This is a genomic window from Caballeronia sp. PC1, from assembly GCF_021353155.1.
GTDB classification, from domain to species: Bacteria; Pseudomonadota; Gammaproteobacteria; order Burkholderiales; family Burkholderiaceae; genus Caballeronia; species Caballeronia cordobensis.
In genome coordinates this window covers 2,492,469-2,515,304 of the sequence record NZ_JAJUBH010000001.1, presented here as the reverse complement: position 1 = coordinate 2,515,304, position 22,836 = coordinate 2,492,469, and the positions used below count along the sequence as shown (strand labels likewise).

The following is a 22,836-nucleotide window of genomic DNA, read 5'->3' as shown; positions in this document are numbered from 1 at the left end:
CCGTTGTCATTTATCCGCGATGCGCCCAGTTGTTGCCGTAGCCGCCGTGGTTCCAGCCCGCGCGGTTCCAGCGGCCGTTGTCGTGGCCGTAGCGGCCATGCCAGCGCGGCGCTTCATGACGATAGTACGGCGCGCCGCGGTAGACCGGCGCAGCGGGGCGCACATACACCGGAGCCGGCGCGACATAAGCGGGCGCGCCGAGATTGACGCCGATGTGCAGATCGCTATGGGCCTGAGCCGCTCCGACAGCACCGATTGCAAGGCCGGTCGCGACGAGCATATGGGTGACGATGCGCTTCATTGTCTTTCTCCTTTAGGGCGACGTGTGTCGCATGAGTCCAATGTAAGCGCCCGCCGTCTTACACGCTTCGACGACTTGTTACGGTGTGCAAGGGCGGCGTAAGGGACGGAGAGAGCGGATTTCTAAAGCAAAAATCGCTGGAAGCCTTGCCTGGTGGGGCTTCGCACGCGCCGCCGCCGCATGCGGATAGGCGTCTCGCAGCAATTAATAAGCATGCTGCGTAATTCGGCATTACATTTGTCGCGCGCGTTTAATCAATCCGCGGCGCGGTGTGGCGCAAAAACAAAAACGGGCGCATGGCGCGCCCGTTTTCCTTGCTGCTGATTTCGCTTACTTCTGACGCGTGAGCGACGGATAAAGCACGCCCGCGAGAATCGCGCCGATGATCGGTGCGATCCAGAAGAGCCACAACTGATCCAGCGCCCAGCCGCCGACGAAGAACGCCTGGCTCGACGAACGCGCCGGATTCACCGACGTATTGGTGACGGGAATCGAGATCAGATGGATGAGCGTCAGGCACAGGCCGATTGCGAGCGGCGCGAAGCCCTTCGGCGCGCGCTCGTCGGTGGCGCCGAGAATCACGAACAGGAAGAAGAACGTCATGGCGACTTCGCAGATCAGACCCGCGAGCATCGAGAAATGGCCCGGCGAGTGCGCGCCGAAGCCGTTCGCGGCGAAACCGCTCGTCGCGAAGTCGAAGCTCGGATTGCCTGTCGCGATCAGATAAATGACCCACGCGCCGAGTGTCGCGCCGATCACCTGAGCGGCGATGTACGGCACGAGATCGCGCACCGGGAAGCGGCCAGCGGTCGCCAGACCGATGCTGACGGCCGGATTCAGGTGGCAGCCGGAAACGTGACCGATGGCGTAAGCCATCGTCAGCACGGTGAGGCCGAACGCCAGGGCAACGCCCGCGAAGCCGATGCCGAGTTGAGGAAAGGCCGCGGCGAGAACGGCGCTTCCGCAGCCGCCCAGCACGAGCCAGAAAGTACCGAATAGTTCTGCGCCAAGACGCTTCGACAATTGCATGATCCTGCCCACGTGAAAAGGATGAAAACCGTTGATTTAAAACAAGAACGCGGAGTGCGCTTTGCGCAGCGGAGTTTAAGCGCGGTCTCTTTTGCAAACTGTCAAAAATGGTCGATCGGTTCTCAATTCACGGGCTTTGAGCTGAATCTTCGGATTGCTCCTTGTCGGAGGATAAAAACGCGTACGGCGCGCACAAAAAAAATGCCGCCCGGCAAGCGGGCGGCATTCCATGCGGCTTGAATCAGAAAGCGGGTGCGGTTAGCCCACCGCAACCTGACGCAGCACCGGACGCTTCGCGGCCTGGAGCAGCGCGGTATAGCTTTCGACGTAATTCTGAGCCATCGTCTGCGCGCTGAAGCGGCGCTCGAACTGCGCGCGGATTTCCGTGCGCGAGAGTTCGTCGAGGCGTTGCAGCGCGCCGACCGCGCCTTGCACGTCCTCGCAGATGAAGCCCGTCACGCCATGGTCGATGACTTCCGGCACCGAACCGCGGTTGAACGCGATGACCGGCGTGCCGCAGGCCATCGCCTCGATCATCACGAGGCCGAACGGCTCGTTCCAGTCGATCGGGAAGAGCAGCGCCTTCGCGCCCGAGAGGAATTCCGGCTTCTGCGCCTCGTTGATCTCGCCGATGAACTCCACGTGCGCCTGCGAAAGCAGCGGCTCGATCGTCGACTTGAAATATTCCTGATCGACCTTGTCCACCTTGGCGGCGATCTTCAGTGGCAAACCGCTTTGCGCGGCGATCTTGATCGCGAGATCCGCACGCTTTTCCGGGCAGATGCGGCCGAGGAACGCCAGATATTCCGGCTTCTTGTGCGGCTGCGGCGTCAGTAGTTCGTCCGGCAGACCGTGATAAACGGTGTTCAGCCAGTTCGCCTGCGGCAGCGGGCCGCGTTGATTGTCCGAAATCGAGACCACGTTCGCCTTCGTGAACGTGTTGAAGATCGGCTGCAGTTCCGGCAGGTCGAGACGTCCGTGCAGCGTCGTCACGAAGGGCGTGTCCAACTGCGTGAACAGCGGAAACGGCATGTAATCGAGGTGGAAGTGCAGCACGTCGAATTCGTGCGCGCGGCGGCGGACGTTTTCGAGCAGCAGCATGTGCGGCGCCAGGGCGTCGCGGATGGTCGGGTCCAGACGCAAGGCGCGCGGCCAGGCCGCTTCGAGCGTCGCCTTGGTTTGCGAATCGCCGCTCGCGAACAAGGTTACATCGTGGCCGAGGTCGACCAGCGCGTCCGTCAGATACGACACGACGCGTTCAGTGCCGCCGTAAAACTTGGGAGGTACTGCTTCGTGCAACGGTGCAATTTGTGCGATTCGCATAACGTGACTCTCCTTTTGTTGGGCATCGCAGTCACGCTCCGGTCGAGCGCTCAACACATGCCATTCGGGCGGGCCGCGTGTGGTATGACGCCGCCCGAGATCGGCCCGGAAATGAAGAAAACATCGCGACCGGGTTATCCCTTACTGCCCATTATCGGGATCGAGAGCGGCATTTCACGTCATTTTTCAATCGCTTATCGTTGTTACAGCGCGAAACATGTGCTGTTACGAAGTCAGAAATTGCACCGATGAGGATGATAGAGACGAGTCTGGTGCTTTGAAGCAGCCGCAGCGCACTAGTCAGCAAGTTTCGAACCCGGCCTCCAATGCAAATACGCAGTAAGCCATTAAGTCAGACAAATACGCGCCGATAATCATGAACCGGCCGAAATCGAAGAATTCTCGGATGTAGGAATTTTTCTTACTTCAAACTTCGCGAATGTCCGTCGCCGCGTCGGAAGCTTTGTCCGACAGGCGCGCCCGGGCGCATCGGCGACAATCGAATCGAAACCAAACCACATGCGCGGGGCCGGATTCGCCTTGTCCGTTGCGAATTCGCGCAAACGTTCCCCGCCGGGCCTGACCAGCCAACGTATCGATTCGGGGAAGAAGATGACGACCAGCAATACGAGTACGCTCGCGGAAATTCGCGAGGTGAATCTGTCGTACTTGCTCCTCGCACAGCGGCTCCTTCAGGAAGACCGCGTTTCGGCGATGTACCGACTCGGCCTGTCCGAACAGGTCGCGCAAGTCCTGGCCTCGCTCACGCTCGCGCAGACGGTGAAAGTGGCGGCGTCGAGCCATCTGCTGTGCCGCTTCCGTTTCGACGATCACGCGATCCTCGCCTCGCTCGCCGACAAGGACAAGAGCGCGTCGCTCGCGCACGCCCACGCGGCGATCCTGCTGGCCGACGGTCCCGTCGAGCAGATTGGCTAAGGCGCGCGCGAACCTCCGATGGCGACGAAAAGCGTGGTCGCGGAAGTCCGCGAAATCACTCTGGCGATCGAGCTGATCGAGCTCGGCGCGCGCCTTCAGCTGCTCGAAGCGGAAACGAGCCTGTCGCGCGACCGCCTCATCAAGCTCTACAAGGAGCTGAAGGGCGCCTCGCCGCCCAAGGGCATGCTGCCGTTTTCGACCGACTGGTTCATGGCCTGGCAGCCGAATATCCATTCGTCGCTGTTTCACGCGATCTACCGCTTCATGGCGGACAACGACAAGGCCCAGCCGACGATCCAGTCGATCGTCAAAAGCTACCGCCTGTACCTCGAACACGCGGCGCTGCACGGCGACGAGCCTGTGCTGTCGCTCACGCGCGCCTGGACGCTCGTGCGCTACTTCGAATCCGGCATGCTCCAGACGAACGCCTGCACGCGTTGCGGCGGGCGCTTTGTCGCGCATGCGTACGATCTGCGCGCCGGCTACGTTTGTGGACTGTGCCAGCCTCCGTCGCGCGCGGGCAAGACGCGCAAGGCCGCGCCCCCCGCGAGCGCGGCAAACCAGACGCCGCGCATCGCCGCCTGACGCGGCGAGAACGCCATATCTCAAAGTTTTTCAGTCGAGTGCCGTAAACCACTTAACGGCGGTCTTACCGCATCGAAACGTGAGGACTCGACTGTGCTGATTTTCATTGGATCGCTCGTGACATTGCTGTCCGTCTTCGGCGGCTACGCCATCGAAGGCGGGCACCTTGGCGCGCTCATGCAGCCGGTGGAGATCCTGATGATCGGGGGCGCGGGCGTCGGCGCGTTCATCCTCGGCAACAACGTCAAGACGATCAAGGCGACGATCCAGGTTCTCCCGACGCTCTTCAAGGGCGCGAAGTACGACAAGAGCATGTACATGGAGCTGATGGGCCTGCTCTACGTGCTGCTCGCGAAGGCGCGCAAGGAAGGCACGCTCGCGCTCGAAGCGGATATCGAAGATCCGTCGAAGAGCCCGGTTTTCAGCCAGTACCCGAAGATCGTCGCGGATCATCACATCGTCGAATTTCTGACGGATTACCTGCGTCTCATGGTGAGCGGCAACATGAATGCGTTCGAGATCGAAAGCCTCATGGACGAGGAAATCGAAACGCATCACGTCGAGGGCGAAGCGCCCGCGCACGCGCTCACCAAGGTCGGCGACGCGATGCCCGCGTTCGGCATCGTCGCGGCGGTGATGGGCGTCGTGCATACGATGGCCTCCGCCGACCAGCCGCCCGCGATTCTCGGCGAGATGATCGCGCAGGCGCTCGTCGGCACCTTCCTCGGCATTCTCCTTTCTTACGGTTTCATCGGGCCGCTCGCGAACGTGGCGGAACAGCGCGTCGCGGAGCAGACCAAGATGTTCCAGTGCATCAAGGTGACGATCCTCGCGAGCCTGAACGGCTACGCCCCCGCGATCGCGGTGGAGTTCGGCCGCAAGGTGCTCTTCTCGACGGAACGCCCGTCGTTCTCCGAACTGGAAGAACACGTGCGCCGGGTCAAGTCCAAGTGACCGGAGCACGTCAATGAGCAACGACAGCGGACGTCCCATTTTCATCAAGCGCGTGGTGGCCGGCAAGAAAGGGCATCACGGCGGCGCGTGGAAGCTCGCCTATGCGGACTTCATGACCGCGATGATGGCCTTCTTCCTGCTGATGTGGCTGCTTTCGTCGACCTCGCCGGTGCAGCGGCGCGGCATCGCGGAATATTTCCAGATGCCGCTCAAGGCGGCGATGGTCGGCGGCAAGTCCGTCGGCATGGACAACAGCATCCTCATCGGCGGCGGCCGCGACATTTCCAGCAACGAGCCCGGCGCGGCGCGCAGGACCGACGGCAGCACGCAGCTCGCGCAGCGCGCCTCGTCGAACGCGGACGAAGAACTGCTGAAGGCCGCGCAAGGCGAGCTCGAACGCCGTGAACAGGTGCGCCTGCACGATCTTCAGGTCAAGCTGATGGCCGCGATCGAGGCGAATCCGACGCTGCGCCAGTTCAAGCAGCAGATCCGTATCGAATCGACGCAGCAGGGCTTGCGCATCGAGATCGTCGATACGCAGAAGCGGCCCATGTTCGCGCTCTCCAGCGACAGCGTGCAGCCGTACATGCGCGACATCCTGCGCGAGATCGGCAAGAGCCTGAACGACGTGCCGAACCGCATCGTCGTGCAGGGACACACCGACGCCGTGAAATACGCGGGCGGCGACAAGGGCTACAGCAACTGGGAACTGTCGGCGGACCGCGCGAACGCATCGCGGCGCGAACTGGTCGCGGGCGGCATGGACGAAGCGAAAGTGCTGCGCGTGCTCGGTCTTTCGTCGACGCAAAACCTGAACCGGAAGGACCCGATGGACCCGGAGAACCGGCGCATCAGCGTCATCGTGCTCAATCGCAAATCCGAAATATCGATGATGCGCGACGACGGCGCGCCAGGGGCCACGCTCGACAACGGCACGGACGCGTCGGGCGCGCCGGCGACGGCGCTCGGCCAGCTCATTCCCGGCATCGCGGCCAACCCCGCTGCGCGCTGAGCAAATTCCCCAAAAACACGCTCAAGACTCGACACGTTTCGACCGTCATCACGGCAAGAGACAAACATGATCAAACACATTCTGGCAATCGACGATTCAGCCGCGATGCGGCAAATCCTCTCGGCGACGCTGGCGACGGCGGGTTACGAAGTGACCGTCGCGTCCGACGGCGACGAAGGCCTGGAGTGGGCGCTCGCGGAGCGCTTCGATCTCGTTCTGACCGATCAGCACATGCCGGGCAGAAGCGGGCTCGATCTGATCGTGGCGCTGCGCGCGAACCACGCCTACAAGGCCACGCCGATCCTGGTGCTCACCACCGAAGGCGGCGAGCCGTTCAAGGACGCGGCGCGCTCGGCGGGCGCGACCGGCTGGATCGAAAAGCCGCTCGATCCGGACCTGCTGACGGAACTGGTCGCCGCGCTCTCGGAAGACACGCAGCACTGAACTGAAGTCAAAAGACAACTAGCGCACGCACGCGCCGATGGTGACTCAAGCATGACACTCGACATTACCCAGTTCTATCAAACCTTCTTCGACGAAGCCGATGAACTGCTCGCGCAGATGGAGCAGTTGCTGCTCGTGCTGGATATCGCGAATCCGGACCCCGAAGATCTCGCGGCCATCTTCCGCGCGGCGCACTCGATCAAGGGCGGCGCGGCGACGTTCGGCTTCACCGCGCTCACCGAAACCACGCACATCCTCGAATCGCTGCTGGACCGTGCGCGCAATAACGAGCTCGTCCTGCGCCGCGACATGATCGACACGTTCCTCGCGACGAAGGACGTGCTGTCCGATCAGCTCGCCGCGTACCGCGCGAGCGCCGAGCCGGATGCGGCCGCGGCCGCGGCGATCTGCGCGAAGCTGGAGCGCCTGAAGAACGAAAGCGCCGATGGCGCGCATGTCGAAGCAGTCGCGAAGACGGAACCGCCCTCGCTGCCGGGCGCGCAACACGAAGTGAAAAGCGTGAGCGTCGCGCCGGCGTACGAAGGCCCGAACGCCCCGCCCGCGCACGTGCTCACGCAGGCGGCCGACGCCATCGAAGACGACGGCAACTGGGACGGCGCGTTCGAACTCGCCGATACGCATGCAGGAACCGCTGCCGACGCGACGCCGGGACACACCGGCGCGCCCGCGGCGGAAGTTGGACCCCACCTGAAAATTACGCTACGGGGGGTGGGCGAGAAGGACCTGGCGACTCTGATCGAGGAGCTGGGCAATCTGGGAAGCATCGTCGGAGAAAAGAAGACGGACGCCGAGTACGTGGTTTGGCTCGACTCGGACGTCCCGGCCGACGATATCGTCGCCGTGTGCTGTTTCGTGATCGACGAGAAGCAGATCACGATCGGCCGTGGCGACGCATCGGCGCCAGCCATCGAACACGCGCCCGCAACGGCGCCTGCGATGCAACCCACGCTACACGAGGAACCGGAGCAATCGCAGGCGGCGGCGCCTGCATCCGCTATCGGCAATGAAGCAAGAGAAGAAACGGCAGCGGCGGCAGTGCAAACTGCCGCCCAGCCGTCCAAGGCAGCAGCGAGCGACGCGGACAAGAAAGCGCGTCCGCAAGCCGCCGCATCGGCGGAGGGCAGCTCGATTCGCGTCGGCGTGGAAAAGGTCGATCAGCTCATCAATCTGGTGGGCGAACTCGTGATCACGCAGGCGATGCTCGCGGAAACCACGAGCACCTTCGATCCGGCGCTGCACGACCGTCTTTTCAACGGCATGGCGCAGCTCGAACGCAACGCGCGCGATCTGCAAGAGGCCGTCATGTCCATCCGCATGATGCCGATGGATTACGTATTCAGCCGCTTCCCGCGCCTCGTGCGCGATATCGCCGGCAAGCTCGGCAAGGAAGTGGAACTCGTCACGTTCGGTCAGGCGACCGAACTGGACAAGAGCCTGATCGAACGCATCATCGATCCGCTCACGCACCTCGTGCGCAATTCGCTCGATCACGGCATCGAAACCGTGGAAGCGCGCCGCGCGGCGGGCAAGTCGACGACCGGTCAGCTCGTGCTGTCGGCGGCGCATCACGGCGGCAATATCGTGATCGAAGTGAGCGACGACGGCGCGGGACTCCGCCGCGACAAGATTCTCGCCAAGGCGCAGAAGCAGGGCATGCAGGTCAGCGACTCGATGAGCGACGAAGAAGTCTGGCAACTCATCTTCATGCCGGGCTTCTCGACCGCCGAACAGGTGACGGATATTTCCGGCCGCGGCGTGGGCATGGACGTGGTGAAGCGCAACATCCAGTCGATGGGCGGTCATGTCGAGATCATGTCGCGTCAGGGCGCGGGCACGACGACCAAGATCGTGCTGCCGCTCACGCTCGCGATCCTCGACGGCATGTCGGTGAAGGTTGGCAACGAGATCTTCATTCTGCCGCTGAACTTCGTGATGGAGTCGCTGCAGCCGGTCGCCGAAGACATCTACACGGTCGCGAACGGCGAGCGCGTCGTGCGCGTGCGCGGCGAATATCTGCCGCTGGTCGCATTGCATCGCGTATTCGATGTCGAAGGCGCGCGCACCGAACCGACGCAAGGCATCGTCACGATCATGCAGACGGAAGGCCGCCGCTTCGCCATGTTGATCGACGAGCTCGTCGGCCAGCAGCAGGTCGTCGTGAAGAACCTCGAAACGAATTACCGCAAGGTGCACGGCATTTCCGCCGCGACCATCCTGGGCGACGGCAGTGTCGCGCTGATCGTCGACGTGGCCGCGCTCAATCGCGATTCGCGCGCACAGCACGGCGCGCATACCCACTAATACCGAAGGAGTTTTTCATGGCAGACGTCCAATCGATTCATACCGCTGCGCCTTCGCGACGTGACGCGCAACACGCCGAAGCCGCCGGACAGGAGTTTCTCGTGTTCACGCTCGGCGCCGAGGAATACGGCATCGACATCCTGAAAGTGCAAGAGATTCGCGGCTACGACAACGTTACACGTATCGCCAATGCGCCTTCGTTCATCAAGGGCGTGATCAATCTGCGCGGCATCATCGTGCCGATCGTCGACATGCGCATCAAGTTCAATCTCGGCCGCGTCGAGTACGACAACCAGACGGTCGTGATCATTCTGAACGTCGCGCATCGCGTGGTCGGCATGGTCGTGGACGGCGTCTCGGACGTGCTCACGCTCACGCAGGAACAAGTGATGCCCGCGCCCGAATTCGGCGGCACGCTCGCGACGGAATATCTGACGGGCCTCGGCACCGTGGACGGCCGCATGCTGATTTTGATGGACATCGAAAAGCTCATGACGAGCCGCGAGATGGAACTGATCGATTCCGTCGCCGCATAAAACGTAATCTGGAAAGCAGGAAGAAACCATGCTGAAGAAGTTGTCGATCCGCACGACGCTCACACTCGTGGGCCTGATGTTCACCGGATTCGCGGCGGTGATCGGCGCGCTCGCGCTCGTCGGCCTGAATACCGCCAGCACGTCGCTTACCGCGCTCGCGCAGGAAGACATGGTCGCGATGCGCGCGCTCGCGGAAACGTCGTCGTATCTGCTGCGCGCGCGTATCACGCTCGACAAGGTGCGCTCGCTCGCCGAAGCGGGCAACGCGGAGGAAGCCAAGAAATCGGTCGATCGCGGCCAGGTTCTGCTCGACAAGAGCAACGAGAACTGGAAGCTCTATCTCGACACGCCGAAGCCGACGCTGCCGAAGGAGGCGCTCGACGCGCTCGTCGCGACGCGCGAGACGCTCGTCAGGAATGGCGTGGAGCCGGAGTTCGCCGCGATCCGCGCGAACGACATGGCCGCCTACCACGCGATCGCCGACACGAAGATCAGCCCGATGTTCGTCGCGTTCGATCAGGCCGTGACCGCCGCCGTCGCCGCGCATCAGACGCGTGCCGAAGCGTCGCGCGCCAGTACGGCTTCGTATATCGCGACGCTCAGCGTGACGATCGGCGCGGTGCTCGCGCTCGCGGTGCTGATGCTGATCGGCTCGCGCATGGCGTTGTCGAGCCTGATCGTGAAGCCGATCAACGAGGCCGTCGATCACTTCGACCGCATCTCGCGCGGCGATCTCTCGCAATCGGTGCAGTCGGACAGCAACAACGAGATCGGGCGTCTGTTCGCGGGCATCGAACGCATGCGCGGCAATCTGACCGCGATGGTCGGCGCGGTGCGCCGCGGCTCGGAATCGATCGACGTCGGCGCGCATGAAATCGCGAGCGGCAACACCGATCTCTCGCAGCGCACGGAAGAGCAGGCGGCGTCGCTGCAAGAGACGGCGTCGAGCATGGAAGAGCTCACGAGCACGGTGAAGCAGAACGCCGACAACGCGCGCCAGGCAAGCCAGCTCGCGGTGAACGCATCGGATATCGCGTCGCGCGGCGGCGTGGTGGTCGAACAGGTCGTCGAGACGATGCACGCGATCGCGTCGAGCTCGAACAAGGTCGTCGACATCATCGGCGTGATCGAAGGCATCGCGTTCCAGACCAACATTCTCGCGTTGAACGCGGCCGTCGAAGCGGCGCGCGCCGGCGAGGAAGGGCGCGGCTTCGCGGTCGTGGCGGGCGAAGTGCGCTCGCTCGCGCAACGCAGCGCCGCGGCGGCGAAGGAAATCAAGGCGCTGATCGGCGATTCCGCCGCGAAGGTGGACAGCGGCACGGAACTCGTCGCGCGCGCCGGTCAGACCATGGGCGAGATCGTGCAGGCGGTGCGCCGCGTGACCGACATCATGGGCGAGATCAGCGCGGCGTCGGAAGAGCAGTCCGACGGCATCGAGCAGGTCAATCGCGCCGTCACGCAGATGGACAGCGTCACGCAGCAGAACGCCGCGCTCGTCGAAGAGGCCGCCGCCGCTGCCGCGTCGCTGGAAGAGCAGACGCGCCAGTTGAAGGACGTCGTCGCGCAATGGCGCATCGACAGCGCGGCGCCGGTGCGTGCTTCGAGCGCTTCGGCCGCGGCGGCGCGCCTGTCGCAGCCCGCGCGCGTCGAGCCTTCCGCGCCGGTTGTCGCGGCGAAAGCCGAAAAGCACGCGAAGCCTGCCGAGAAAGCGAAAGTTGCGCCGGAAGCGGCCGTTATCAAGGAAGTAGCCAGCGAAGCGCCCAAGGCCGCAAGCAAGCCGGCGGCGAAACCGTCGGCGATGGTGAAGCCTGCGCCGCGCGCGAAGGCGACGACCGCCGACGACGGCGACTGGGAAACCTTCTGACACTGACTGGAACGAGACGGCCATGCTGACATCGCGCGGCATCGACATACAGGGAAAGCGCGAGCCCGCATGGTCATCGACTTCAACGCGAGGCGCGCGCGCGACGAACACGCCAAGGAAGCACGAAACATCATGACGGCAACGCGCAACGTGCGCATCGAACTGGCCGGCGGCGTACGCGGTCCGGAAGTCGAGCGCGATTTCGAATTCACGACGGCGGATTTCGCCCGGATTCGCGAGCTGATTCATCGGCGCGCGGGCATCTCCCTGTCGGACCATAAACGCGACATGGCGTATAGCCGGCTCGCGCGCCGCCTGCGCGCCTGCGGCATCGACACGTTCAAGCAGTATCTCGACCGCCTCGAAACCAACGAGGACAATGCCGAGTGGGAAGCGTTCGTCAACGCGCTGACCACGAACCTCACGGCGTTTTTCCGCGAGTCGCATCATTTTCCGATTCTCGCGGACTTCGTGAAGCGCAGGCAGCAACCGTTCTCGGTGTGGTGCTCGGCGGCTTCCACCGGCGAGGAGCCGTATTCCATCGCGATGACGCTCGTCGAGGCGTTGGGCGAGCACGCCGCGCGCCAGTGCTCGGTGTTCGCCAGCGATATCGACAGCCAGGTGCTCGCGAAGGCCGAAGCGGGCGTGTATTCGCTCGATCAGGTGAAGGCGCTGCCCGTCGAGCGGCTGAAGCGCTTCTTCCTCAAAGGCACGGGCTCGCACGCGGGCCTCGTGAAAGTGCGCCCCGAACTGCGCGCGATGGTGAACTTCGGCCGCGTGAATCTGACCGACGCGCGCTATGACGTCAAAGGCCCGTTCGACGCGATCTTCTGCCGCAACGTGATGATTTACTTCGACAAGCCGACGCAAGGGCAGGTGCTCACGCGCTTCGAGCCGTTGATGAAGCCGGGCGCGCTCCTGTTCGCGGGGCATTCGGAGAATTTCACGTATGTGTCGCAGGCGTTCAGGCTGCGCGGCCAGACGGTCTACGAACTTGCGCGCGATGTGAAGGTGGCGGGCGCAACCAGGCGTGTGCTCGCCGGAGAACCGGTATGAGCGCGCTGCCGATGGCGTCGAACCTGTATTTCGACAATCACTTCCAGAAGCCCGGCGTGAAGCTGCTGCCGAACGAGTTCTACATGACGAGCGAAGACATGGTGCTCGTCACGGTGCTCGGCTCGTGCGTGGCGGCGTGCATCCACGACCGCACGGCGGGCATCGGCGGAATGAATCATTTCATGCTGCCCGACGACGGCTCCGATGCGTCGCTGGCCGCGTCCGATTCGATGCGCTACGGCGCGTACGCGATGGAAGTGCTCATCAACGAACTGATCAAGCGGGGCGGGCGGCGCGAGCGCTTCGAAGCGAAGGTGTTCGGCGGCGGCGCGGTGCTCGCGGGCATGACGACCATCAACATCGGCGATCGCAATTCGGAATTCGTGCGGCGCTATCTCGCGCTGGAGAAGATCCGCATCGTCGCCGAGGATTTGCAGGGCGTGCATCCGCGCAAAGTCGCATTCATGCCGCGCTCGGGACAGGTGATGGTCAAGAAGCTCAAGACCGCGCACGACCCGGTCGTGGTCGAGCGCGAGCAGGCGCTCGTGCAGCGCACGCCCGAAGAACGCGCGGAGCGGCTCGCGAAGGCGCGTGCGCGCGTCGAGCTGTTTCAGTCGAATGCTTCGGCGAATTCGAAGCCGCGCGCCGAGTTGTTCTCGACGAACGCTGCGGCGGCCAGGCGCCCGCGCGTCGAGTTGTTCACGTCACGGCTGAAGACGGCGGAGGAAGCATGAACTCAGCGCAAAAGATCAAGGTGTTGTGCGTCGACGACTCGGCGCTCGTGCGCAGTCTGATGACCGAAATCATCAACTCGCAGCCCGACATGCACGTGTGCGCGACCGCGCCCGATCCGCTCGTCGCGCGCGAGCTGATCAAGCAGCACAACCCGGACGTGCTCACGCTCGACGTCGAAATGCCGCGCATGGACGGCCTCGATTTCCTCGAAAAGCTGATGCGCCTGCGGCCGATGCCGGTCGTGATGGTGTCGTCGCTGACCGAGCGCGGCAACGAAATCACGCTGCGGGCGCTGGAACTGGGCGCGGTCGATTTCGTCACGAAGCCGAAGGTCGGCATTCGCGACGGCATGCTCGATTACGCCGAAAAGCTCGCCGACAAGATCCGCGCGGCGTCGCGGGCGCGGGTGAAGCAGGCGCATCACGCGCCGGCGGCGCCCGTCGGCGGCGCGGCGAAACCCGCGCCGCACTTCAACAATCCGCTCGTGTCGACGGAGAAGCTCGTGATCGTCGGCGCATCGACGGGCGGCACCGAAGCGATTCGCGAAGTGCTCGTGCCGCTGCCGCCCGATGCGCCCGCGGTGCTGATCGCGCAGCACATGCCGCCGGGCTTCACGAAGTCCTTCGCGCAACGGCTGAACGGCCTGTGCCGGATTACGGTGAAGGAAGCGGAGCACGGCGAGCGCGTGCTGCCGGGCCATGCGTATATCGCGCCGGGCCACGCGCATCTGGTGCTCGCGAGAAGCGGCGCGAACTACGTCGCGCATCTGTCGGATGCGCCGCCGGTGAACCGGCACCGGCCTTCGGTCGATGTGCTGTTCCGCTCGGCCGCGCAGCACGCCGGCAAGAACGCGATCGGCGTGATCCTGACCGGCATGGGCCGCGACGGCGCCGCCGGTCTTCTGGACATGCAGCAGGCGGGCGCGTACACGCTCGCGCAGGACGAAGCGAGTTGCGTGGTGTTCGGCATGCCGCGCGAAGCAATTGCAATGGGCGGCGCAAGCGAAATCGCGCCGCTCTCCGAAATGAGCCGGCGCGTGATGGCGCGGCTTGCCTCGATGGGCGAACGCGTGCAGCGCGTCTGATTTTTCTGGATTGAATACGCGGCCCCGCCGCATTGAGAACTCAAGGGAGTAGTGATGGACAAGAACATGAAGATCCTCGTCGTCGACGATTTTCCGACGATGCGCCGTATCGTGCGCAACCTGCTGAAGGAACTGGGCTACGGCAACGTCGACGAAGCCGAAGACGGCGCGGCCGGCCTTGCGCGTCTGCGCGGCGGCGGCTTCGACTTCGTGATCACCGACTGGAACATGCCGAACCTCGACGGCCTCTCGATGCTGCAGCAGATTCGCGCGGACGCGAACCTCTCGCATCTGCCGGTGCTGATGGTGACGGCGGAATCGAAGAAGGAAAACATCATCGCGGCGGCGCAGGCGGGCGCGAACGGTTATGTGGTGAAGCCCTTCACGGCCGCCACGCTCGACGAGAAACTCACCAAGATTCTCGAGAAGTTGGCCAAAGCCGGGAGCTGATCGTGAACGATCTGACCACTGAACTCGCAGCGGCCGTCGCTGCTGTCGCCGAAGCCGAGGGCGATCCGTCGAGCGATCGCATTCTCGCGCGCATCGGCCAGTTGACGCGCACGCTGCGCGATTCGATGCGCGAGCTCGGCCTCGACAAGCAGGTCGAAGCCGCGGCGCAAGCCGTGCCCGACGCGCGCGACCGGTTGAAATATGTCGCGACGATGACGGAGCAGGCCGCCGAGCGCGCCTTGAACGCGATCGAGCTCGCCAAGCCGATGCAGGAAGCGATGCAGACCGACGCGCAGGCGCTCGACGCGCGCTGGGCCAAATGGTACGACGCGCCGCTCGCGCAGGGCGAAGCGGGCGCGTTGCTTGCTGAAACGAGAACGTTTCTGCAAAGCGTGCCGGAGCGCACTCAGGCGACCAACGCGCAACTGCTGGAAATCATGCTCGCGCAGGACTTTCAGGATCTGACCGGCCAGGTGATCAAGAAGATTACGGACGTCGTGTATCTGATCGAGCAGCAACTGCTCGGCGTGTTGCTGGAGAACATCGCGCCGGAGCGCCGCGAGCAGTTCGCGGCATCGGCGGCGGCGTTGATGTCGTCGGCGAGCGGCAGTCCGGAAGGCCTGCTCAACGGGCCGCAGATCAATCCCGAGGGACGCAGCGATGTCGTGCAGGATCAGTCGCAAGTGGACGATTTGCTCGCGAGTCTCGGCTTCTGACGCCTATCTGCAAATAAACGTCATTTCGACCTGCTCAGCGTTACTGGACAACGCGAAGCGCATACCATTGCGCTTCGCGTTTTTCTTATGTGCGCTTGCGAACGTTAGGACTATTCCGTGTGGCTGGCATACTAGATGGTATTCGCGCCGCAAAAAGCCGCGCGAAAAGCGGTGGCACATCTGTCACTCAATCGTCAAGAGCCGGTTCGCACGCTTAAAGCGCGGGGACGGCCGGCAACCGATAGGAGGCCCAGTGAAGGCACCGAAGCAATCCCGTCATGGGCATCTGGCAAGCGCGCTCGCGATCGTCGCCGGCGCGTTGAGCGTGTGCGCCGCGGCGCCCGCCTATGCCGTGCTCGGCGGCGAGCCGATGACCGCGCCGCAAGGCGCCACGTCCGCAAAAGCCGTCGTGCGTGCGGCCGTCGCAAGCGGTGCGTCGAACGCATCGGCGACATCGGCATCGAACTACACCGTCCGCTCCACGACGCTCGCGAGCGGCACCGTCGTCAACGAATATCTCTCCGCGGAGGGCACCGTGTTCGGCATCGCGTGGAATGGGCCGCGCGTGCCGGATCTCGCCAGCCTGCTCGGCAGCTACTTCCCGCAATATCAGCAGGGCCTCAAGGCGCAGCGCGCCGCGCGCGGCGGACGGGGGCCTGTGAGCGTGCAGGATTCCGGGCTCGTCGTGGAATCGGGCGGTCATATGGGCGCCTTCGCGGGCCACGCCTATTTGCCGCAATCGTTGCCGGCCGGTGTGTCCGCCAGCGATATTCAGTAAGCGACGGGAGACTTCAGTATGCATAGCAAGACACTCGGCCTTCCCGGCTCTTTCCTTCGACGCGGCGATTTCGCGCGCTGGCTCGGCGTGCTCTGTCTGTCCGTCATGCTCGCCGCGTGCGGCGGTGGCGGCAGCGACAGTTCCAGTTCGAGCGGCGGCGGTTCGTCGGGCGGATCGGGCGGCGGCGGCGGCTCGGGCGGCGGCGGCAGTTCGGGCACCAGCACCGCGAACGCGCAGCCGATTCAACCCAACGGCACGAACGCGGTGCCGATCAACGTCAATGCCGGCGTCGCGAACTTCGTGAACATTCCGAACGTGTCGGTCACGGTGTGCGCGCCGGGTTCCTCGGTGTGCCAGACGATCGACAACATTCAGGTCGATACGGCGTCCTTCGGCCTGCGCATTCTTGGCTCGGCGGCGCAGAACGTGCTCGGCAGCCTGCCCGGCACGCGCGCGTCGAACGGCGGCCAGCTCGCCGAGTGCGCGGGCTTCGCGGACGGCTACACGTGGGGCACCGTGCGCACGGCCGACGTGAAGATGGGCACCGAAGTGGCGTCGGGCGTGCCGATTCAGATCATCGGCGATCTCGACGCATCGGCCGCGCCGACGGGAAGCAACGGCTGCCCGTCCGGCAACGACGAGAACGACGTCGGCGATATCGGCGCGAACGGCATTCTCGGCATCGGCCCGCAGACGGTTGACTGCGGCCCGAGTTGCGCGAGCACGGCGCTCAACGCGATGTACTTCTCCTGCAGCAACGGCACGAACTGCACGGGCGTCGCGACGCCGGTCGCCCAGCAGGTCACGAATCCCGTCACGAAGTTCGCGGTCAACAACAATGGCGTGATCGTGCAGTTGCCGCCGGTTCCGGACGGCGGCGCGGCGAGCGCGACCGGCGTGCTGATCTTCGGTATCGGTACGCAGAGCAACAACAGCATCAGCGGCGTGACGAAGTACGGCACGGACCCGTATGGCGACCTCACCGGCACCTACAAGGGACAAACGTACAAGACGTTCTTCGACTCGGGATCGAACGGCAACTTCTTCCAGGACAGCTTCCCGCTGTGTTCGAGTTCGAGCGCGTTCTATTGTCCGAGCTCGGAGCAGTCGCTTTCGACGACGATCCAGGGCACCGAAGGCAACAGCGCGAACGTGCCGTTCCAGTTGGTCAGCGCGCGCACGCTGACGCAAGGCGGCAACAAGTTCGCGTTCAACAGTCTCGGCGGCCAGTTGGGCATGTCCAACTTCTTCGACTTCGGCTTGCCGTTCTTCTTCGGACGGCACGTGTATGTCGGCTTCGAGTTGCCCAACAGTTCGGCGTATGTAGCGTTCTGACGGCTTGAGCGGTCTGCAAGTAAAAACCGGCTGCGTTTTCGCGCAGCCGGTTTTTTTGTGTCACTCGCTTTCGTTTGCCCGCGGCTTGCGCGGCGCGCGCTCGGCGAGCGCGTCGTAGAGGCGGCGCGGCAGCATGTGCATCAGCATGCCGGCGATGCGCATCTGCCACGGAAACGTCGCGTAGCGCACCTTGCGGGCGATGGCGTCGGCGGTTTTCGCGGCGAAGCGGTCGGCGTCCATCAGAAACGGCATGCGATACGGATTGTGCGCGGTCATCTCCGAGCGCACGTAGCCCGGCGCGATCGTGACGACGGCCACGCCCAGCGGGCGCATCTCGACGCGCAACGACTCCAGATACTTCGCGACCGCCGATTTCGACGCGCTGTACGCGCCGCCGCCCGGCAGCCCGCGCACGCCGGCGACGCTCGCGATGCCGACGAGCGTGCCGTGCCGCGCGGCCGTCATCGATGCGACGAACGGCTCGAACGTCGCGACCATGCCGAAGTAGTTGACATCCATCACGGTGCGGAAGGTGTCGAGATCGCCGTGACCCGTCAGCGCGCCGCGGCTCATGCCCGCGTTCGCGATGACGACATCCGCCGCGCCATGTTCCGCGATGAAGCGGCGTGCGGCGTCGGCGAGCGCATCGGGGTCGCGCACGTCGGCGGGATAGATCGAAATGGCGCTTTGCGGATGGCGGGCCGCGAAGGCGGCGAGGGCGTCGGCGCGGCGGGCGACGAGGCCGAGCACGGCCCCGCGCTTCACGTATTCCTCGGCCAGTGCGAGGCCGATGCCGCTCGAAGCGCCGGTGATGAAGACCTTCAGGCGAACTGCATTCATGCCGGCGCGGGAGAGGGGATTACTTCTTGTCGCGGGCTTGCTGGACGAGGAAGTCCATCACCTGCGTCGTGCCCGGCAGGCTGTTGGTCATCGCCGGACCCGTCTCGTACTTGCCCTGCACGACGACCGTCGGCACGCCGTCGATCTTGTAGTCCTGCATCAGCTTGGCGTCGCGCTGCACGGCGCTTTGCGTCGAGAACGAGTTATAGGCGTCCATGTATTTCTTCGGATCGACGCCCTGCGTCTTGAGGAAGTCCGCTTGCGCCTGCGGCGTGAGCAGATAGTTCTTCTTCACGTGGATTTCGTTGAACACGGCCGGCGTGACTTTCTCCGCGACGCCGAGCGCGTCGAGCGCGTGGTACATCTTCGAGTGCGGGATGAAATCGTCGCGGAACGCCACCGGCACGCGCTTGAACACGACGTCCGGGCCCTGCTTCTTCGCCCATGCTTCCAGATACGGCTCGAACTCGTTGCAGTGCGGGCAGCCGTACCAGAAGAACTCGATGACCTCGACCTTGCCCGCGGGCGCGCCGACCGGCTGCGCGGCTTGCAGCACCGTGTAGTCCTTGCCGGCGGTGGGCGCGGCCATTGCCGTGCTCGCGACGGTCAAGGAAGCGGCTGCGATGCCGAGGGAGAGAGCCAACGCGCTAAACAGTTTTTTCATGATGGAAGAATGGACGCAATGGGTACGCGACGGTACGAAAACAGGCCCATAAGTGGGACATACGACGCTTAAGCCACGCTTAAAAACCGTAGGTGCGCCCGCGCTTGCCGTGGAGCAAGCGCGAAGCGCGCTGACCTTATTGCTTCGAGAAGCGGATGACGGCGGTATCGACGCCCGCATCGGACAGACGCTGGCGCGCGGTGTTCATGTCCTCGAACTTCGCGAACGGGCCGACGCGCACACGATAGTACGTCACGCCGCCCGCATCGCGCTGCGTGACCCGCGATTCGAAGCCCTGGAAACCGAGCCGCGCGCGCTGCTGCTCCGCGTCCGCTTGCGTCTTGTACGCGCCCACCTGCAGGAAATAGCCGGTGTTGGGCTCGCCGGGCGCGGGCGGCGTGGTCTTGCCGGCCGTGGCTGCCGAGCCGCCCTTGGGCGGCGTGGCGTTGGCGTTGCTCGTGACGTTCGGCGCGGTGGGTGCGGCAGGCGCCGTCTCGGGCTTCTTCGCGATGGTCGCGCTGCCGCTCTTCGGTGCGGAGGCCGTCGCGCCCGACGGCGGCACTTCGACGATCTGCGGCTCGTCGAGCATGCCCGACGACTGCGTCTGATTGTTGGTCTGGCCCGGCGCGGTGTTGGGCGGCGTGGGCTGCGCGGCTTGCGGGACTGCCTGGCCCGGCGACTTGCCCTGCAGCGGACGATTCGGATCGTAGGGCTGCGCGGCGGGCGGCGCGGAGTTCGCTTCCGACGGCGGCGGCGCGACCTTCGCCACGAACGGCGTGGGCGCGCGCGTGATGTAGAGCGCGACGATCACGGCGATCGCGAGCCCGACGATCAGGCCCAGCACGATGCCGATAAACGTTCCCCCGGTTTGCTTCGACTGCTTCGATGTGCGGCGTGGTTTTGCCATCGTATGAATCACCTGCGAGAGAGTCTTCTGGTTGGGCGACGATTATAGCGGCGGCTCGTGGCGAGCCCGCGCCAGGCATCTGTTCACGCACGCCGAAAAATCCTATTTTCCGGGCGTGCGTGGCAGGTTTACATTTTTTGAGGAGCGGAAACGCCGATGGTCGCGAGCCCGTTTTCGAGAATCTGGCGTGTCGCCGCGAGCAGCGCGATGCGCGCGGTGCGTTCCTTCTCTTCGTCCACGAGCACGCGCTCCGCATTGTAGAACGAGTGAAATTCGCCGGCGAGATCGCGCAGGTAGAACGCGACCGCGTGCGGCGCGAGTTCTTCCGCGGCGTGCGCGAGCATCTCGGGATACTCGGCGAGCTTGTTCAGAAGCGCCATCGCGCGGTCGCTCGACAGCGGCGAAAGATCGGCTTGCGCCGCCTTCGCGATGTCGCCGCCGTAGCGTTCCTTCCAGTCGTTCAGGATCGTGCAGATGCGCGCGTGCGCGTATTGCACGTAATAGACCGGGTTCTCGTCGTTCTGCTTGAGCGCGAGATCGATGTCGAACACGAACTCGGTGTCCGCCTTGCGCGAGATGAGGAAGAAGCGCACCGCGTCGCGGCCGCGGCGGATGGTCTCTTCGTCGATCTGGTCGGGCGCGGTTTCATGGCCGGGAGCCAGGCCGCCCGACCATTCGATCAGATCGCGCACCGTCACGTAGCTGCCCGCACGCTTGGAAATCTTCACTTCCTCGCCGTCGCGCATGACGGTGACCATCTTGTGCAGCACGTAGTCGGGATAGCCCTTCGGAATGCCCACGCCGAGCCCTTGCAAGCCGGCGCGCACGCGCGCGATGGTGCCGTGATGGTCCGAGCCCTGGATGTTGATGACCTTCGTGAAGCCGCGCTCCCACTTGGTCACGTGGTAGGCGACGTCCGGCACGAAGTACGTGAACGTGCCATCGGACTTCTTCATGACGCGGTCTTTGTCGTCGCCGTCGTCGGTGGTGCGCAGCCACAGCGCGCCGTCCTGCTCGTAGGTCTTGCCCGCATCGACGAGCGCCGCGACCGTCTTCTCGACGCGCCCTTCCTTGTACAGCGACGACTCCAGATAGAACTGGTCGAACTTCACGCCGAACGCGGTCAGATCCATGTCCTGCTCGTGACGCAGATACGCCACGGCGAAATGACGGATGGCGTCGAGATCCTCGACGTCGCCCTTGCCCTTGACCGGCTCGCCATCTTTCGCGGCGACCGTTTCGCCCGCCATGTAGTCGCGCGCGATATCGGCGATGTACTCGCCGTTGTACGCGGCGTCGGGCCAGCCCGGCTCGTTCGGCTTCAGGCCGCGCGCGCGCAGTTGCGTGGAGGTGGCGAGGTTGCCGATCTGCACGCCCGCGTCGTTGTAGTAGAACTCGCGATGCACGTCGTAACCCTGCGTTTCGAGCAGGTTCGAGAGCGCGTCGCCGAGCGCGGCCTGGCGGCCGTGGCCGACGTGCAGCGGACCGGTCGGGTTCGCCGACACGAATTCGACGAGCACGTGCCTGCCGGCCTCGCGCGCCGAGCGGCCGAACGCGGCGCCCGCGCCCAGCACGGCCGGGATCACGTCTTGCTTCGCCGACGCGGCAAGACGCAGATTGATGAAGCCGGGACCCGCCACTTCGGCGCTCTCGACGAGACCCTTCGCAGCCGGCAGCGCGAGCGCCGCATCGACGATCTGCTGCGCGAGCTGGCGCGGGTTGGCGCGCAGCGGCTTGGCGAGCTGCATCGCGACATTCGATGCCACGTCGCCGTGCGCCGCGACCTTCGGTCGTTCGAGAACGATCGCGGGCGCGACGAAGGCCGCTTCGCTGGCGCCCTGAGTGACTAGCGCGACCTGCTTGACCGCGTCGGTGAGGAGCGTTTCGAGAGTGTGTTTATGTGCGGGCAGCATGCTGATGTGATCCGATGGAGCGAGTCCGATGGGGTATGGCGACTGGATGGATGCTGGCGTGCGCCCGGAACCCGGAGGCGCGAGAAAAACGCCGTTCGCCATGTCTGCGAAGCCTCGCGGACATATGACCGTTCGCCGGGTCATATACCTGCAAAGTGGGGATTTTAGCAGGTGCTAATATGTCGAATCAGGGTGTTGTCACGTTGTCAGGGAGACCGGCTCGTCTGCGCGGTTTGTGTTCAAACCGGTTTGCAAACCGCCTATGACCCAACATAAACAAAAGGACCATGCCATGCTGATCACATTCAAAACCCCGGCCGCACCGGATGTCCTGATGCTGGACAATCTCGCCGAGTACCTGCTCGGCATCATCGGCAAGAAGCTCACGGAGCGGGGCGTCATCACGCACGAAGAGCTGCCTTCGGCCATTCAGAAACTCGAAGCGGCCGTCGTCACCGACAAGAAAGAGCGCGCCGAGCACGACGGCCATTTTCACGAGGGCGAGGCGGGGCACGAGCCGCACGAGATTCCCATCGGGCTCGCGCAGCGCGCGTATCCGTTCCTCGACATGCTGCGCCTCGCGCAGAAGGGCAACACGGACATCCTCTGGGGCGTTTGAGACCCGCCGCGCCGTAGCGCCGCGCCTGAAACGAAAAAACCCGCATCGGCGACGACGCGGGTTTTTTCTTCCGATGAAACCGGCTTACTGCGACTGACCGTTCGTCCCGGATTTCGGCGTGGCCGCTTTCTTCGGCTTCTTCGGTTTCTTCTTGTGCTCGGTCTGCGGCACCGAGTACGACGACGCGGTCGTGCTGCTGGCCGGCTGCGCGATCGCCGCCGAGCTTGCGGCGAGAACGGCGGCTGCGATCGCAACGCTTACGGCGGGCGTCAGCTTCTTCATGCGACTTATCTCCGTGACGAAAAATGCGTGTCCGTCCTCGTGACGGCGCATCGCAGGAGCAAGTCTACGGAAGCCAAAAAATTCCCGCCTATTGCGTGGCGCTTTTCTTCGGCATCACGCGCCGCGTATGGTTTTTTCCAACGTTCCCGCG

At 64.3% G+C, this 22,836-nt stretch carries 25 protein-coding genes; 17 read left to right on the top strand and 8 right to left on the bottom strand.

Translation table 11 applies throughout. The features are described from left to right. Positions 1 to 10: 10 nt before the first annotated feature. Both LY284_RS12005 and aqpZ read right to left on the bottom strand, forming a co-directional pair. Positions 11 to 301, bottom strand: a complete 291-nt coding sequence (locus LY284_RS12005; protein ID WP_041730071.1) for a hypothetical protein — start codon at positions 299 to 301, stop codon at positions 11 to 13. A gap of 330 nt (positions 302 to 631) precedes the next feature. Next, positions 632 to 1,330: an aquaporin Z gene (gene aqpZ, locus LY284_RS12000; protein ID WP_014190189.1), complete on the bottom strand. Its 699-nt coding sequence runs from the start codon at positions 1,328 to 1,330 to the stop codon at positions 632 to 634. Positions 1,331 to 1,351: 21 nt separating this feature from the next. Between aqpZ and LY284_RS11995 the strand changes: the two genes are divergently transcribed. After that, positions 1,352 to 1,570: a hypothetical protein gene (locus LY284_RS11995; RefSeq protein WP_148276030.1), complete on the top strand. Its 219-nt coding sequence runs from the start codon at positions 1,352 to 1,354 to the stop codon at positions 1,568 to 1,570. Between the two features lie 18 nt (positions 1,571 to 1,588). Here LY284_RS11995 and LY284_RS11990 read toward each other — a convergent pair whose 3' ends face one another. Next, the gene (locus LY284_RS11990; protein ID WP_014190190.1) at positions 1,589 to 2,653 is read right to left on the bottom strand and encodes a glycosyltransferase family 4 protein; all 1,065 of its coding nucleotides are present in this window, start codon (positions 2,651 to 2,653) and stop codon (positions 1,589 to 1,591) included. Between the two features lie 612 nt (positions 2,654 to 3,265). Between LY284_RS11990 and flhD the strand changes: the two genes are divergently transcribed. The 15 genes from flhD (at position 3,266) to LY284_RS11915 (ending at position 17,460) form a co-directional block, all read left to right on the top strand. Then, on the top strand, positions 3,266 to 3,589 hold the full coding sequence (flhD, locus tag LY284_RS11985; protein ID WP_014190191.1) for a flagellar transcriptional regulator FlhD: 324 nt from the start codon (positions 3,266 to 3,268) through the stop codon (positions 3,587 to 3,589). Between the two features lie 18 nt (positions 3,590 to 3,607). Then, positions 3,608 to 4,174, top strand: coding sequence for a flagellar transcriptional regulator FlhC (gene flhC, locus LY284_RS11980; RefSeq protein ID WP_233386285.1), 567 nt, complete (start codon positions 3,608 to 3,610; stop codon positions 4,172 to 4,174). Between the two features lie 93 nt (positions 4,175 to 4,267). After that, positions 4,268 to 5,128 (top strand): flagellar motor stator protein MotA, encoded by an 861-nt coding sequence (gene motA, locus LY284_RS11975; RefSeq protein ID WP_014190193.1) that lies wholly within the window; start codon positions 4,268 to 4,270, stop codon positions 5,126 to 5,128. Positions 5,129 to 5,141: 13 nt separating this feature from the next. After that, positions 5,142 to 6,140, top strand: a complete 999-nt coding sequence (gene motB, locus LY284_RS11970) for a flagellar motor protein MotB (RefSeq protein ID WP_014190194.1) — start codon at positions 5,142 to 5,144, stop codon at positions 6,138 to 6,140. Between the two features lie 66 nt (positions 6,141 to 6,206). After that, the gene (locus LY284_RS11965; RefSeq protein ID WP_014190195.1) at positions 6,207 to 6,584 is read left to right on the top strand and encodes a response regulator; all 378 of its coding nucleotides are present in this window, start codon (positions 6,207 to 6,209) and stop codon (positions 6,582 to 6,584) included. 51 nt (positions 6,585 to 6,635) lie between these two features. Then, a complete protein-coding gene (gene cheA / locus LY284_RS11960) occupies positions 6,636 to 8,906 on the top strand; it encodes a chemotaxis protein CheA (RefSeq protein WP_233386268.1) in 2,271 nt (756 codons plus the stop codon). Between the two features lie 17 nt (positions 8,907 to 8,923). After that, positions 8,924 to 9,442 carry a chemotaxis protein CheW gene (cheW, locus tag LY284_RS11955; RefSeq protein WP_014190197.1) on the top strand — a complete coding sequence of 173 codons (519 nt, stop codon included), beginning with the start codon at positions 8,924 to 8,926 and terminating at the stop codon, positions 9,440 to 9,442. A gap of 28 nt (positions 9,443 to 9,470) precedes the next feature. Continuing rightward, positions 9,471 to 11,306, top strand: a complete 1,836-nt coding sequence (locus tag LY284_RS11950; RefSeq protein WP_014190198.1) for a methyl-accepting chemotaxis protein — start codon at positions 9,471 to 9,473, stop codon at positions 11,304 to 11,306. A 132-nt stretch (positions 11,307 to 11,438) separates the two neighbouring features. Further along, entirely contained in the window at positions 11,439 to 12,362 is a 924-nt protein-coding gene (locus tag LY284_RS11945; protein ID WP_014190199.1) for a CheR family methyltransferase, read from the top strand. Beyond that, on the top strand, positions 12,359 to 13,096 hold the full coding sequence (gene cheD / locus LY284_RS11940; RefSeq protein WP_014190200.1) for a chemoreceptor glutamine deamidase CheD: 738 nt from the start codon (positions 12,359 to 12,361) through the stop codon (positions 13,094 to 13,096). The genes LY284_RS11945 and cheD overlap by 4 nt, the downstream gene beginning before the upstream one ends. Continuing rightward, positions 13,093 to 14,181, top strand: coding sequence for a chemotaxis response regulator protein-glutamate methylesterase (locus LY284_RS11935; RefSeq protein ID WP_014190201.1), 1,089 nt, complete (start codon positions 13,093 to 13,095; stop codon positions 14,179 to 14,181). Before cheD ends, LY284_RS11935 begins: the two co-directional genes overlap by 4 nt. 54 nt (positions 14,182 to 14,235) lie before the next feature. After that, positions 14,236 to 14,631: a chemotaxis response regulator CheY gene (gene cheY, locus LY284_RS11930; protein WP_014190202.1), complete on the top strand. Its 396-nt coding sequence runs from the start codon at positions 14,236 to 14,238 to the stop codon at positions 14,629 to 14,631. A 2-nt stretch (positions 14,632 to 14,633) separates the two neighbouring features. Next, positions 14,634 to 15,347, top strand: a complete 714-nt coding sequence (cheZ, locus tag LY284_RS11925) for a protein phosphatase CheZ (RefSeq protein ID WP_014190203.1) — start codon at positions 14,634 to 14,636, stop codon at positions 15,345 to 15,347. A 253-nt stretch (positions 15,348 to 15,600) separates the two neighbouring features. Further along, the gene (locus LY284_RS11920; RefSeq protein ID WP_014190204.1) at positions 15,601 to 16,125 is read left to right on the top strand and encodes a DUF2844 domain-containing protein; all 525 of its coding nucleotides are present in this window, start codon (positions 15,601 to 15,603) and stop codon (positions 16,123 to 16,125) included. An 18-nt stretch (positions 16,126 to 16,143) separates the two neighbouring features. Next, positions 16,144 to 17,460, top strand: a complete 1,317-nt coding sequence (locus LY284_RS11915; RefSeq protein WP_041730073.1) for a DUF3443 domain-containing protein — start codon at positions 16,144 to 16,146, stop codon at positions 17,458 to 17,460. 60 nt (positions 17,461 to 17,520) lie between these two features. On the opposite strand, the gene LY284_RS11910 is transcribed toward LY284_RS11915, so the two are convergent. The 4 genes from LY284_RS11910 to argS all read right to left on the bottom strand — a co-directional run bounded on the left by LY284_RS11910 (position 17,521) and on the right by argS (position 21,784). After that, positions 17,521 to 18,300 carry an SDR family oxidoreductase gene (locus tag LY284_RS11910; RefSeq protein WP_014190206.1) on the bottom strand — a complete coding sequence of 260 codons (780 nt, stop codon included), beginning with the start codon at positions 18,298 to 18,300 and terminating at the stop codon, positions 17,521 to 17,523. A 19-nt stretch (positions 18,301 to 18,319) separates the two neighbouring features. Continuing rightward, the gene (locus LY284_RS11905) at positions 18,320 to 18,964 is read right to left on the bottom strand and encodes a thiol:disulfide interchange protein DsbA/DsbL (protein ID WP_014190207.1); all 645 of its coding nucleotides are present in this window, start codon (positions 18,962 to 18,964) and stop codon (positions 18,320 to 18,322) included. 136 nt (positions 18,965 to 19,100) lie between these two features. Beyond that, on the bottom strand, positions 19,101 to 19,871 hold the full coding sequence (locus LY284_RS11900; RefSeq protein WP_041730075.1) for an SPOR domain-containing protein: 771 nt from the start codon (positions 19,869 to 19,871) through the stop codon (positions 19,101 to 19,103). 128 nt (positions 19,872 to 19,999) lie between these two features. Then, on the bottom strand, positions 20,000 to 21,784 hold the full coding sequence (gene argS / locus LY284_RS11895) for an arginine--tRNA ligase (protein ID WP_014190209.1): 1,785 nt from the start codon (positions 21,782 to 21,784) through the stop codon (positions 20,000 to 20,002). Positions 21,785 to 22,076: 292 nt separating this feature from the next. On the opposite strand from argS, the gene LY284_RS11890 reads away from it, so the two are divergent. Then, on the top strand, positions 22,077 to 22,403 hold the full coding sequence (locus tag LY284_RS11890; RefSeq protein ID WP_014190210.1) for a DUF1840 domain-containing protein: 327 nt from the start codon (positions 22,077 to 22,079) through the stop codon (positions 22,401 to 22,403). An 84-nt stretch (positions 22,404 to 22,487) separates the two neighbouring features. On the opposite strand, the gene LY284_RS11885 is transcribed toward LY284_RS11890, so the two are convergent. Further along, complete coding sequence (locus LY284_RS11885; protein ID WP_081478133.1) at positions 22,488 to 22,685, bottom strand: hypothetical protein; 198 nt, start codon at positions 22,683 to 22,685, stop codon at positions 22,488 to 22,490. Positions 22,686 to 22,836 lie beyond the last annotated feature (151 nt).